Source organism: Pseudomonas sp. 15C (genome assembly GCF_055484735.1).
In genome coordinates this window covers 1-12,306 of the sequence record NZ_JBUDGD010000036.1, presented here as the reverse complement: position 1 = coordinate 12,306, position 12,306 = coordinate 1, and the positions used below count along the sequence as shown (strand labels likewise).

General features: G+C 61.1%; 10 protein-coding genes. 3 read left to right on the top strand and 7 right to left on the bottom strand.

The features are described 5' to 3' along the window. Positions 1-19 precede the first annotated feature (19 nt). Entirely contained in the window at positions 20-1,270 is a 1,251-nt protein-coding gene (locus ACYYKW_RS18090) for an MFS transporter (protein ID WP_464990727.1), read from the bottom strand. Positions 1,271-1,372: 102 nt separating this feature from the next. Here ACYYKW_RS18090 and ACYYKW_RS18085 point away from each other — a divergent pair, with 102 nt between their 5' ends. Then, positions 1,373-2,341: an AraC family transcriptional regulator gene (locus ACYYKW_RS18085; protein WP_464990726.1), complete on the top strand. Its 969-nt coding sequence runs from the start codon at positions 1,373-1,375 to the stop codon at positions 2,339-2,341. A 34-nt stretch (positions 2,342-2,375) separates the two neighbouring features. Here the strand turns inward: ACYYKW_RS18085 and ACYYKW_RS18080 are convergent, their stop codons facing one another. The 3 genes from ACYYKW_RS18080 to ACYYKW_RS18070 are packed head-to-tail and all read right to left on the bottom strand — an operon-like array spanning position 2,376 to position 5,920. Continuing rightward, complete coding sequence (locus ACYYKW_RS18080; RefSeq protein ID WP_464990725.1) at positions 2,376-3,611, bottom strand: MFS transporter; 1,236 nt, start codon at positions 3,609-3,611, stop codon at positions 2,376-2,378. 42 nt (positions 3,612-3,653) lie between these two features. Continuing rightward, positions 3,654-4,757: a sugar phosphate isomerase/epimerase family protein gene (locus ACYYKW_RS18075; protein ID WP_464990724.1), complete on the bottom strand. Its 1,104-nt coding sequence runs from the start codon at positions 4,755-4,757 to the stop codon at positions 3,654-3,656. After that, positions 4,754-5,920, bottom strand: coding sequence for a Gfo/Idh/MocA family protein (locus ACYYKW_RS18070; RefSeq protein WP_464990723.1), 1,167 nt, complete (start codon positions 5,918-5,920; stop codon positions 4,754-4,756). Before ACYYKW_RS18070 ends, ACYYKW_RS18075 begins: the two co-directional genes overlap by 4 nt. Positions 5,921-6,105: 185 nt before the next feature. On the opposite strand from ACYYKW_RS18070, the gene ACYYKW_RS18065 reads away from it, so the two are divergent. Next, the gene (locus ACYYKW_RS18065) at positions 6,106-7,113 is read left to right on the top strand and encodes a LacI family DNA-binding transcriptional regulator (protein WP_464990722.1); all 1,008 of its coding nucleotides are present in this window, start codon (positions 6,106-6,108) and stop codon (positions 7,111-7,113) included. A gap of 34 nt (positions 7,114-7,147) precedes the next feature. Here ACYYKW_RS18065 and ACYYKW_RS18060 read toward each other — a convergent pair whose 3' ends face one another. From ACYYKW_RS18060 to gcvA, 3 genes are all read right to left on the bottom strand, one after another. Continuing rightward, positions 7,148-7,909: an SDR family oxidoreductase gene (locus ACYYKW_RS18060; protein WP_464990721.1), complete on the bottom strand. Its 762-nt coding sequence runs from the start codon at positions 7,907-7,909 to the stop codon at positions 7,148-7,150. A gap of 28 nt (positions 7,910-7,937) precedes the next feature. Next, positions 7,938-8,765 carry an EamA family transporter gene (locus ACYYKW_RS18055; protein ID WP_464990720.1) on the bottom strand — a complete coding sequence of 276 codons (828 nt, stop codon included), beginning with the start codon at positions 8,763-8,765 and terminating at the stop codon, positions 7,938-7,940. An 81-nt stretch (positions 8,766-8,846) separates the two neighbouring features. Continuing rightward, positions 8,847-9,740, bottom strand: coding sequence for a transcriptional regulator GcvA (gene gcvA / locus ACYYKW_RS18050; protein WP_464990719.1), 894 nt, complete (start codon positions 9,738-9,740; stop codon positions 8,847-8,849). Positions 9,741-9,983: 243 nt separating this feature from the next. Between gcvA and ACYYKW_RS18045 the strand changes: the two genes are divergently transcribed. Continuing rightward, positions 9,984-11,723, top strand: coding sequence for a dipeptidase (locus ACYYKW_RS18045; RefSeq protein ID WP_464990718.1), 1,740 nt, complete (start codon positions 9,984-9,986; stop codon positions 11,721-11,723). The last annotated feature ends 583 nt before the right edge of the window (positions 11,724-12,306 follow it).

The following is a 12,306-nucleotide window of genomic DNA, read 5'->3' as shown; positions in this document are numbered from 1 at the left end:
GGCAGTCTGAAAAAACGGATCAAAGGTGCAACGCAGGTTTGGGCTGGTGAACGCCATGGGCAGAAGGGACGCGGACGCGCAGGGCAATCAGTAACGCGGCCAACAGCATCAGCACGCCTGCCGCTACGAATACGCCTGCGCTGCCACCGAGGCTGAACATCGCCCCACCCGCGGCGGCGCCCGTGGCGATGGCTGACTGTACAGAGGCCACGACCATGCCTCCGGCGCTTTCCGCCTGATCCGGTACCGCGCTCGCGACCCAGTTCGACCATGCCACCGGCACACCACCAAACGCCATGCCCCAGACCGCCAGCAACACCACCTGCCCCGGCACCGAAGCCGGCAACAGCACCAACGCCAGTGCTGCAACGCCGACCAGCGCGGGCATCAGCACCAGAGTGGCCAACGGGTAGCGCTCCAGCAGCCTGCCGGCCAACAACGTGCCGACGAAGTTCGCCACACCGAACCCCAGCAGCATCAGCGACAGCCCTTGCGCACCGATGCCGGTCGTCCCTTCAAGGAATGGCCGAACATAGGTAAACATCGCGAAGTGCCCGCTGTGCACCAGCACACAACCGAACATCCCCATGGCGATGCCGGGGCGCAGCAACACCTCGAAAACGGTGCGAAGCCTTGCTGGCCGCCGCGGCGCAAGTTTCGGCAGCGTGAACGACTGGAAAGCCAGCGTCACCATGCCTACCGCCGCCGCTGCAAAGAACGCGCTGCGCCAGCCATACAACCCGCCCAGATAGCTGCCCAGCGGCACTGCCACTACGGTGCCGATGGCGATGCCGCTGAAAATGATCGACAGCGCCCGCGGCAACAAGGCACTCGGCACCAAGCGCATCGCTACCGCCGCCGCCATGCTCCAGAACCCGCCAAGCGCAATGCCCAGCAAGATGCGCATCACTAACAGCACCGCGAAGCTGGAGGAAACCGCGACCAATAGATTGGACGCGACCATCAGCACGGAAAAACCCAACAACACCCAACGTCGGTCGATGCCGCGGGTCAGTCCTGGTACCAACAAGCCAGCGAACAGCGCCACCACGGCTGTCACCGTTACTGCCTGCCCAGCCAGCGCTTCCGATACTCCCAGCTCGGTAGCCATCAGCGTCAACAAACTGGCCGGAAGGTACTCTGCGGTCAGTAAGCCGAACACTCCCATTGCCAACGAGAAGACGGCCATCCACGCAGGTGCCGCAGGCTCTATGTCGGCGCTGACGCCGCAATGGCGGTCGGACACGGTGTTACCTACACAGTCAGTCATTGCACGGATCTCCCGATCTTCATTTCGTGCCGCAGTCTAGGCGCCGAAAACCGGATGATCTATGATCAAAAGTCTCTACTTTTTGACTAAAACACCTGAACGATGCCCGCAGATCAGTTTGCCCTTTCCTCTGACCTCATCAACGAGCTGTTGCGCAGCATGCGCCTGCGTGGCGTTGACTATCGGCGTATCCAGGCGGGCTCGACCTTCGGTTTGGGCTTTGCAGAAAAACCCGGGCACGCCTGGTTCCACTTCATGGCCGTCGGCAATGCGGTACTGCGAATGGACGACGGCAGCACCTATGCGCTGTCTGCCGGCAACGCGGTGTTCATCTCCCATGGCGTAGCCCATCAACTGTTTTCCCATCCGGATGCGCCTGTCCAGGACATCGATCGTCTGGACGGTGCGCCCTTGGGTGACGCCGTCAGCGCGATAGACACCGGAACCGATGCCAACCCTGCCCCGAGCACTATTTTGTTCAGTGCTTGTATGGAGTTTGAACTGGGCAGTATCCATGGGCTTGGCAGGCTGATGCCGGGCTTGATGCTGATTGACGCCGGCGGCCAGCGCTACCCCGGGCTGGTGCCGATCCTGACCACCATGGAGCGCGAGGTCAGCGCCGCACGCGTTGGCTACGCCGGTATCCTCGCGCGCTTGGCCGACGTGGTAGCCGCCATGGTCGTGCGCGGCTGGGTGGAGTGCGCCTGCGGGAATGCTTCTGGCCTGGTCGCCGCCTTGCGCGACCCCCGCTTGGCCGGTGCACTGCTTGCACTCCATCAACAACCGGGCCGCGACTGGACTGTTGCGCAGCTGGCAGAGCACTGCAATACCTCACGCTCGGTCTTCGCGGACCGCTTCCAGACGACCCTTGGCATGGCCCCGCTGCGCTATGTCACCGAACTGCGAATGCGGCTTGCAAGCCAATGGCTGACCCTCGAAAGGCTACCGATTGAAGAGGTAGCGCAACGTTTGGGCTACACCTCCCAAGCCGCGTTCAGTCGTGCATTCAAACGCATTACAGGCAAGACGCCTGGATTGAGTCGCAAGGTCAGGCAAGCCGAACGCAGGTAGTCGATGGCAAGCGCGAACAGGCGCAGGTGCCCACTCAAGCCCTGGCAGGCGCCGCCCCGGATTTGCGAGCTTCACGAAAGGCAAACATGAACACCAACACCACACCCAAGGAGAAGAACGCCGGAAACAACCAGATGCTCTGCCACTGATGCCCCTCAGGTGTGGCGTAGTAGTCAGAGACATGCCCCGCGACCCAGAAACCGATCAACATGCCCACGCCATAGGTCGCCAGGGTAATCAGGCCCTGAGCCGAGCTTCTGAAGCGCTCAGGGGTTTTGGCGTCGGTGTAGATCTGCCCGGACACGAAGAAAAAGTCGTAGCAGATCCCGTGCAGGGCGATGCCGGTGAACAGCATGAAGGCCAGGTCGGCGTTGTTGCCGTAGGCGAACAACACGTAGCGCAAGGCCCATGCCAGCATGCCCATAAATAAGGCGATCTTGATGCCGAAGCGGTGAATGAACAGCGGCAGCAGGAGCATGAACAGCACTTCGGATACCTGCCCGATGGCCATCTTCGCGGTCGGATTGGTCATGCCGATGTCCGCCAGAAACGGATTGGCATTCTGGTAATAGAACGCCAGCGGGATGCAGATCAGGATCGAGGCAATGAAAAACACCAGGTAGCTGCGGTCTTTCAACAGGCCCAAGGCGTCGAGGCCAAGGAGCTGTTTGACACCGGTTCGGGTGTTCTCGGTTTTCAGCGGTGCGGTACGCGGCAGCGTGAAGCTGTAGACGCCCAGCACCAGAGATGCCAGCGCCGCCATCAGAAAGGTGTTGCGCAGGCCTCCTGAGGCAATCGCGGTTTTCGAGTCCCAGGCGAACACAAAACTGATCACCACTCCGGCGACAATCCAGCCCACGGTGCCCCACACACGAATGCGCGAGAATTCCAACGCCGGGTCGCGCATCTGCCGGAAGGCCACCGAGTTGACCAATGCCAGCGTCGGCATGTAGATCATCATGTAGGCGAGTACGTAGGGATAGAACGCGGCAAAATCTGGCGCCCGGTAAAGCTGATAAAGCAACACCGCCCCTACCAGATGCAACACCGCCAGAATGCGTTCGGCATTGAAGAAACGGTCGGCGATCAGCCCGATCACGAACGGGGCAATGATCGCGCCCCAGGATTGGGTCGAGAACGCCATGCCGATCTGACTGCCGCTGGCGCCCAGCTGGCTGGAAAGAAAAGTGCCCAGGGTGACGAACCAGCCACCCCAGATAAAGAACTGCAAAAACATCATGGCGCTCAGGCGCGCGGTCATCCAGGTCATCACAGTCACCGTCTTGTTTTTATTGGGAGCAGCGGGTGAAATTCAGGCGTCGGGCAAGCCGAGCAAGCGCCTGTTGGAAGCCGCATCGCTGGCCACGCTGGCGAAATCGTCAAAGGCCTTTTCGCTTCGGGTGATCATGTGCTTGCGGATAAATGCAGCGCCCTCGGCAGCACCTTGCGCAGAATCTTTCAGGCAGCACTCCCACTCCAGCACGGCCCAGCCGCTGAATCCGTATTGAGTCAGCTTGCTGAAAATCGACTTGAAGTCGATCTGCCCGTCCCCCAGCGAACGGAACCGTCCGGGACGCTCCACCCAGCCCTGATAACCGCCGTAGACACCGGAGCGCGCATCCGGACGGAATTCCGCGTCCTTGACGTGGAACATGCGGATACGTGAGTGATAACGGTCGATAAAGCCCAGGTAGTCCATCTGTTGCAGCAACAAGTGGCTGGGGTCGTAGAGGATCGCGGCGCGGGGATGATGATCGACGGCTTCAAGGAAACGCTCGAAGGAGGCGCCGTCGTGCAGGTCTTCACCGGGGTGAATTTCGTAGCACAGGTCGACACCGGCCTCGTCAAAGCAGTCGAGGATCGGCAACCAGCGCTTGGCCAGTTCGGCAAACCCTTGCTCGACCAGCCCGCTGGGACGCTGCGGCCACGGGTACATGTAGGGCCAGAGCAGAGCCCCGGAAAACGTGGCGTGTGCGGTCAGGCCCAGACGCTGGCTGGCCCGCGCCGCCAGCTTCAACTGCTCAATGGCCCACTCGGTGCGCGCCTGAGGCTGCCCGCGCAAATGAGTCGGAGCGAAGTCATCGAACAACGCATCGAACGCCGGATGAACCGCCACCAATTGCCCTTGCAGGTGTGTCGACAGTTCACTGATTTCCACGCCGACACTGGCGCAAACGGCTTTCAACTCATCGCAATAGCTCTGGCTTTCAGCCGCGCGTTCAAGATCGATAAAGCGTGTGCCCAGCGTCGGCAGTTGAATGGCGCTGTAGCCTTGGGACGCCGCCCATTGAGCGATATTGGCCAGGGTGTCGAACGGCGCCTGATCACCGATGAACTGCGCCAGAAAGATCCCCGGCCCGCGCAGGCCTTGGGTAACCGGAGTCGTTGCGGTCACAGCGGACGCTTGCGGTTTCATACGTTGCACTCCAAAAGGGTCCATTTGGCATTGCTGTGGTGACTGGCAATGGCCGCCTCGATAAACGCCATGCCGCGCAGGCCGACTTCGATCCCCGGCACACCAGGTGCGGCATGGTTTACCCCGCCTGCGCGGATGGCCGTGGCAAAGTCGCCGTACAGATTGGCCATCGCTTCCAGATAACCTTCGGGATGCCCGGCGGGCAGGCGCATGCGTTGGGTCGCGGCCTCGCACAACCACGGCTGCCCGGTGCCGGAACGCAGGATGCGCATCGGTTGGTCGAGTGAGCGATGAATCAGGCTGGCAGGCTGTTCCTGGCGCCATTCGAGGCCGCCCTTGTCACCGTAGACCCGAATGCTTAGCGGGTTTTCTTCGCCCGCGCAGACCTGGCTGGCGATCAGCACACCGCTGGCGCCCTGCGCCATCTTGAACAGCATGGCGGCGTCGTCATCCAACTGACGACCCTCGACGTGCACACCGAGGTTGGCACACAAATGGGTGATGGCTTGATCAGCCACAAACTCCGCCAGGGAAAACGCGTGGGTGCCGATATCGGCGATGCAGCCGCCCGCACCGGACAACGCCGGCTGCCCGCGCCACTCGGCCTGCCTGTTGCCTTGCCCGGCCACATCCTGGCTGAGCCAGCCCTGAGGATATTCCACCAGAACCTTGCGCAGGTTTCCGATGACGCCGTTGCGCACCATGTGCCGTGCTTGCCAGACCATCGGGTAACCCAAATAGGTATGCGCCAAGCCGTACAGTCCGGCGCTGCTGTTCAATTGAACTTTGAGGTCCTGCAGTTCCGCGAGGCTCAATGCGGCCGGTTTCTCGCTGAACACATGAAAACCTGCAGCCAGTGCTTCGCTGGCGACCGGCGCATGCAAATGGTTAGGCGTTACGATCACCAGCAGTTCCATGCGCTGCTCAGCCGGTAGCGCACGCTCGGCTTCGAGCATCAATTGCCATGTGCTGTAACAGCGCGACTGAGGCAGGCCCAAGCGGTTACCCGTACGCAGGTTGTTCTGCGCGTCGCGACTGAACGCTCCGCACACCAGTTCAAAGCGGCCATCGAGCCCCGCGGCCTGATGGTGCGCTTGAGCGATAAAAGAGCCCTCTCCTCCACCGATAAAACCCATTCTTATTTTAGGTATCACTGTGTTCATCGCTGACCTTCTCTGTCCGGCGCGGCTGAAAGCTGTTCGCTGGCGAATGTAACCGGTTACATCTGAGCAGGAATTTAGGCGCTGGGGCGTGTGCTGTCAAACCGATAATCCACGCTCGCAAGGATTCAAGCGCAGGCAGACCTGCTGTAAGCTCGCCCGACGTTCAGTTCAGACATGAGGTGGTTTTGTCCAATATCCGTGAAGTCGCCCGGCTCGCTGGCGTTTCGGTCGCCACCGTATCGCGCACCCTGAAATCGCCCGAGCGTGTGCGCCAGGCCACCCGAGACATCGTCAATGCAGCGGTCGAGCAAGCGGGTTATCGCCCCAACCTGATGGCCGTGCAGTTCCGCTCACGGCGCACCGGCAACCTGGTGATTCTGGTGCCGAAAATTGCCAATACGTTTTTCGCTCGGGTGATCAGCGGCGCGCAATCGGCTGCCCAGGCCGCCGGTTACCGACTGCTGTTGTGCGATACCCAGGGGCGCGAGGAGATCGAGCGTGAATTTGCCGAGCTGGTCTACGCGCATCAGGCCGATGGCGTGATTCAGTTGCGCGCTTACGACCCCTTCCCGGTTGACAGCAATCAGCCGCCGCCGATGGTGAACGCCTGTGAAGTGATCCAGGGCGGACGCCATCCCACCATCAGCCTCGACAACCACGCGGCTGCCAAGGCCATGACTGAACACTTGCTCGGTATGGGCCATCGGCGGATTGGCCTGATCAAAGGCCCTCAACACAGCCCCCTGACCCAGCAACGGGTCGCCGGTTATCAGGCGGCGCTGGCCAAGGCGGGCATCCCCAGCGACACGGCAATCATCTGCCATGGCGATTTCAGCCTGCGCGCCGGCTACGACGGCGCCGCCACCCTGCTGACGCTAAGCGATCGCCCTACCGCGCTGTTTTGTGAAAACGATGAAATGGCCATTGGCGCGCTCAAGCGCATCAAGGAAGCCGGCCTGCGGGTGCCCGGAGATATCTCCGTGGTGGGATTCGATGATATTCCGTTGGCGCACTACTGCGATCCGCCCCTGACCACCATTGCCCAACCCGCCGAAGGTTTTGGCCGCACGGCCGTCGAGATGTTGATCAACCTGATCGAGAAAAAGATCAATCCTGAGCAGCATGTGATTCTGCCTTTTGAACTGACGATACGTGAAAGTTCGGCTGCGCCTTCAGTTCGTCGGACCGGCTGAATTTCAAGGCCGGTAACAGCTTCCGCCGTCTGAATCACTTACCTCCTGTCACATCCAGAAAGGTACCAGTGACAAACGATGCCTCCGCGCTCGCCAGCCATAGAATGGCCCGCGCCACTTCCTCCGGCTGCCCGCCTCGACCCATGGGAATCGAGTCCTTGACGCGGTCGACCCGTCCCGGTTCGCCACCACTGGCGTGCATGTCGGTGTAGATATGGCCGGGGCGGATGCAGTTGACGCGTATGCCTTCACGCGCGACTTCCTTGGCCAGGCCGACGGTGAAGGTTTCCAGTGCGCCTTTCGACGCGGCGTAGTCGACGTATTCATTGGGGCTGCCGAGACGCGCTGACGCGGACGACACGTTGATCACCACGCCGCCGGGGCCGTTATGCCGGTGCGACATGCGCTTGATCGCCTGCTGGGCGCACAGGATCGGCCCGATGGCGTTGACTGCAAAGATGCGTTGCATCCGCGCAAAGTCGAGGTCTTCAAGTCGCGATTGTCTGGCCAGCATCCCGGCATTGTTGACCAGCACGTCGATGCGTCCGAACGTGCGGTCGATGGCCGCAAACAACGCGGCGACCTGTTCGGGATCGGCACTGTCGGCGCGCACCGCCAACCCCCTGCGCCCCGCGGCTTGTACCTCCGCAACCACCGCCCGCGCCGCGGACTCGTTAGCCACATAGCTGATGGCGACGTCATAGCCTTGCGCGGCGGCGAGTCGGGCCGTGGCGGCGCCCACCCCGCGGCTGCCACCGGTTATCAGAATCAACGGTGCCTGCGAGACTTCATTCATGAACCTGGCTCCTGACTGGTCGGCCGTATCAGCCGATGATGAAAATGCCGCTGACGATCACCACGCACGCCAATATCCGCCGGACGCTGAGTGCTTCGCCGAGAAACAGATAGCCGATCAACGCTGCGAACAGCACGCTGGTTTCGCGCAATGCCGATACCGCGCCCAGCGGCGCTTCGTTCATTGCGTAGATGACGATGGCGTAGGCCAGCAATGACACCAGCCCGCCGACCACCGCGGCCAATGTTCCCCGCCGAACCGTGAACAGGCTGCGGGCGTCGCGCAGACCGATGTACACCGCGGGCATCAGCACACCCCACAACGCGCACATCCACACGGTGTAGGCCAGCGGCGCGCCTGACAGCCTGGCGCCGATACCGTCGACAACGCTGTAGGCGGCGATAAAACAACCGGTGCCCAATGCGTAAGGCAGGCTCGGCACCGACAGCCTGCGGCCGCTAAAGGCCAGCGAAATAATTCCGCCCGACACCAACGCAACGCCAAGCAGTTGGCCGGGCGCGATGCGTTCACCGGCGAAAACGGCAGCACCGAGGGTGATCAGCGCGGGCGACGATCCACGGGAAATCGGATAGACCTGCCCCAGTTCAGCGACGCGGTAACTGCGTACCAGAAACAGGTTGTAGCCGACGTGCAGCAGCGCCGAGAGCACCGCGTAACCCCAACTTGCCGCCGCGGGTATCGGCATGAACACTGCGGCGATGGCACAGGTGAAGGCGATGGCGATGCACATCACGGTCATCGACCACAGCCGATCGGCACCGCCGCGCAGCAGTGCGTTCCAGCTGGCATGCAAGAGTGCGGCGAACAAAACCAGGATCACGATATGGGTAGGCATGGGCACCATATTAGGTAAGGCAATCAGCGGACTGAAGCGAAGTCTCCTCACTGTGTCATGAGCAATTCCTCACGAAGCCCCTCAACGGACTTTCACCGCCTCCGCCATCAACCACTGGCGAAAGCTGACAATGTGCGGCTGCGCTTCGATGCCCTTGGGACAGACAAAGTAGTAGGCAAGCGGCGAGGCGAATGGCACATCGAAAAGGCGCACCAGTCGGCCATCGGCCATCTCGTTCTCGACGTGGCCGCTGCGTACCAACGCCACGCCCTGACCGAGCAAAGCAGCCTCTACGGTCATGTTGGTGTCGCCAAACCGGACGCTTTCGCGAACGGGCGAAAACCCCAACCCGATGGCTTCGAACCAGGCCTCCCATTTCGGCACCAACTCGGCGCCATCGCGGGTCAGCAGCGGAAAGTGCAGCAATTCGGCCGGGCTGTGCGGCATGCCTAAGCGTTGCAACAATTCGGGACTGGCGACCGGGAACACCTGCTCGCCGAACAGAAACTCCGCATACAGCCCTGGGTAGTTGCCCTTGCCCAGCCGGATCGCCACGTCAGCCTGGCCCGCCGCGAAATGGATGATTTTGTCTGTGGTGTCCAGCGCCACCAACAGCTCGGGGTGCTTCCGTGACAGATTCGGCAAACGCGGCAACAGCCATTTCAGCGCAAAGGAATACGTCGTACTGACGCTCAGCCGCACCCTGCCCTTTTGCTCGCGCAAATCAGCCAGTGTCGCCTCCAGACTGATGAAAAATTCCCGCACGATCGGCGCCAGCGTCGCTCCCGCTGCGGTGAGGCGCAACGCCTTGCCACGCTCGAACAACGGCAGCCCCCACAGCGCTTCGAGGTGTTTGAGCTGATGGCTGACCGCGCTCTGGGTCACGTGCAGTTCTTCTGCGGCAGCGGTGAAAGTCGGGTGCCGGGTGGCGACTTCAAAGGCACGCAAGGTCGCGGTCGGCGGGAGATCTTTCATGGGCCGGTCATCCGATCGAATTGTCGGCCACGAGCTGAGCATGAATAACCGCTCATGATCAAGCCCAGACGCGCTTTTGGCGCATGGAGACGTTTTCATCGATGCGTCGCTTTTGCGGTTCTGTGCGACACGTCCCGTTTCAGGGCTCCCGCATTCCTGCGCAGCGGTGGTAGTTTGTAAGTGCATGTGTCCTGAGATTCAGGCACGACTTATTCATCACTCTGCAAAGGAATGCCTTTCGCAATGAATGTCCCTTTCAAAAAACTCGCGGCCACCACACTGATGCTGGCCGGCCTCGCCGTCTTCACCGCGCCTGCGCAAGCCAACATCACCGCGCAGCAAAGCGCCGAAATACTGAAAACCTACAATGCCGCGTCAGCGACTGATTTCCACCAGTTCCTCAGCGAACTGAGCAAAAGTGATCTGGCGAAAAAAGCCGAGATCAGCCCGGCCATCGGTGCTTATCTGAATAAAAAGACCCTGACCGCTGAACAGCAGAACGAGATCTACCGCCTGCTCGGGCTGTACACGCGGGTCAAATACAGTGCCGCGGCCACCGAAACCCTGCGTGAGCTGGTCGAGATCCCGACCTACCGCAAGGACGGCGTCGAGCAGCACGACAACCCGGAATTCATCAAGATCGCCGCGAAGATCAAGAGTCTCGCCGAATCGTTCGGTCTGAAATTCCGCAACATCGACAATCGCGTCTACGAAATATCCCTCGACGGCAGCGGTGAAGAAGTCGTGGGCATTCACGCGCATGCCGATGTGGTGCCGGTGACGCCGGAAAACTGGGTGCTCAAGGATGGCACCCGCCTCGACCCGTTCAAGATCACCCTGATCGGTGATCGCATGTACGGTCGCGGCACTGAAGATGACAAGAACGGCATCGTCGTCACCCTGTACGCGATGAAGGTCATCAAGGAAGAAAAGCTGCCGCTGGTGCGCAACTTCAAGCTGCTGGTCGACACCACCGAAGAAACCACGGGTGACGCGATCCCTTACTACTTCGAACGCAATCCGATACCCAACTACAACCTCGCGCTGGACGGCGGTTATCCGGTGGTGATTGCTGAAAAAGGTTACGGCACGGTCATGGCCAACTTCGCCAAACGTACAGGCGAAGGCAAGGGTGCGGAAATCGTTGCGCTGATCGGAGGCATGGCGACCAACCAGATTCCATCGGCCTCGGTGGCCACCGTGCTCACCGACAAGCCTGCGGAACTGGCGGCCAGCCTGCAAAAAGCCGGTAGTGAATACGCCAAGCGCAACGGCGGCAATTTTGAGGTCAGCGCCAAGGTCGATGGCAAGGACGTCAAACTGACGGTGACCGGCGTGTCCGCGCACTCCTCCGAACCCGAGTCCGGGGTCAATCCGGTGGCGCGCATGCTCGACTTCATCAATAGCGTTGATGGCAAGGTCGCGCTCAAGCATAACCACATCACCGACGCCGCCCGTTACCTCGCCGACAACTGGGGCCTGGATTATCTCGGCAACAAGCTCGGCGTCGGTTTCTCCGACGCGTTCATGGGGCCGCTGACCACCTCGCCGACCTTCGTCGGCATGGACGACAAGACCTTCAAGCTCGCCGTGAACCTGCGTGTGCCGAAAGGCAAATCGCCGGAGAAACTGAAAACCGAAATCGCCGACAAACTTGCCGCCTGGAGCAAGAAAACCCACGTCGCGGTGGCGTTCGATTATTCGGTCGCGGCGCCGATGTACCGCAACCCCGAGGGTGAATGGGTCAAGGCGTTACTGGCGGTTGCCACGGAAAACCTCGGCATGAAACACGAATTCGGCACCTCCGCCGGCGCGACGTCGGTGCATGAACTGCCTAACGGCGTGCAGTTCGGCCTGGCCATGCCGGACGTGAAATACACCGGCCACACCGACGGCGAATTCAAGACCGTCGAGCAATTCCAGCTGGACCTGCAAATCGTCACCGAAATGATCGGCCGCATCGGCCAGTTGCCGAAGCTCTAACCGACCTGCCGAGCCCGCCGCAATGGTGGGTTCGGCGTTTTAATCGCCGCGTAAACCTGTGGGAGCCAGCCTGCTGGCGATGGCGGTGGGTCTGGCAATGGAAGTGCCGCCTGTGGGGACGCCATCGCTTGCAGGCAAGCTCCCACATTAGATCGCATTGTGTCAGTTGGAACTCGGATACCTGTGGTTGCCAGCCTGCTGGCGATGGCGGTGGGTCTGGCAATGAAAGTGTTGCCTGTGCGGCCGCCATCGCTTGCAGGCAAGCTCCCACAGGGATCGCGTGCACCACCAGGCCAGCAATCGAAAATCAAAAGCCCCTCACCCTAGCCCTCTCCCGGAGGGAGAGGGGACTGACCGTGGTGGATGCGAGAGCTATGCCGACGTGAGATACCGAGTCGTACGTAAATTCCAAATCCAACCAAAATCGGCCCCCTCTCCCTCGGGAGAGGGCTGGGGTGAGGGGCGAATCCACCACAAATCCCAAAGCCATGCGGCGCTTCTCACCACTCAACAATGAGCGCCAGCTCGAGTGCTCTTGATCTTGATCTTGCCTAACCAGCGACATCGGAAGGCTGAGTGGAGG

Coding starts and splice junctions, on each gene's coding strand:
- ACYYKW_RS18075 (WP_464990724.1), bottom strand. CDS start 4,757: ATGAAACCGCAAGCGTCCGCTGTGACCGCAACGACTCCGGTTACCCAA.
- ACYYKW_RS18090 (WP_464990727.1), bottom strand. CDS start 1,270: ATGACTGACTGTGTAGGTAACACCGTGTCCGACCGCCATTGCGGCGTC.
- ACYYKW_RS18045 (WP_464990718.1), top strand. CDS start 9,984: ATGAATGTCCCTTTCAAAAAACTCGCGGCCACCACACTGATGCTGGCC.
- ACYYKW_RS18055 (WP_464990720.1), bottom strand. CDS start 8,765: ATGCCTACCCATATCGTGATCCTGGTTTTGTTCGCCGCACTCTTGCAT.
- ACYYKW_RS18060 (WP_464990721.1), bottom strand. CDS start 7,909: ATGAATGAAGTCTCGCAGGCACCGTTGATTCTGATAACCGGTGGCAGC.
- ACYYKW_RS18070 (WP_464990723.1), bottom strand. CDS start 5,920: ATGAACACAGTGATACCTAAAATAAGAATGGGTTTTATCGGTGGAGGA.
- ACYYKW_RS18080 (WP_464990725.1), bottom strand. CDS start 3,611: ATGACCTGGATGACCGCGCGCCTGAGCGCCATGATGTTTTTGCAGTTC.
- gcvA (WP_464990719.1), bottom strand. CDS start 9,740: ATGAAAGATCTCCCGCCGACCGCGACCTTGCGTGCCTTTGAAGTCGCC.
- ACYYKW_RS18085 (WP_464990726.1), top strand. CDS start 1,373: ATGCCCGCAGATCAGTTTGCCCTTTCCTCTGACCTCATCAACGAGCTG.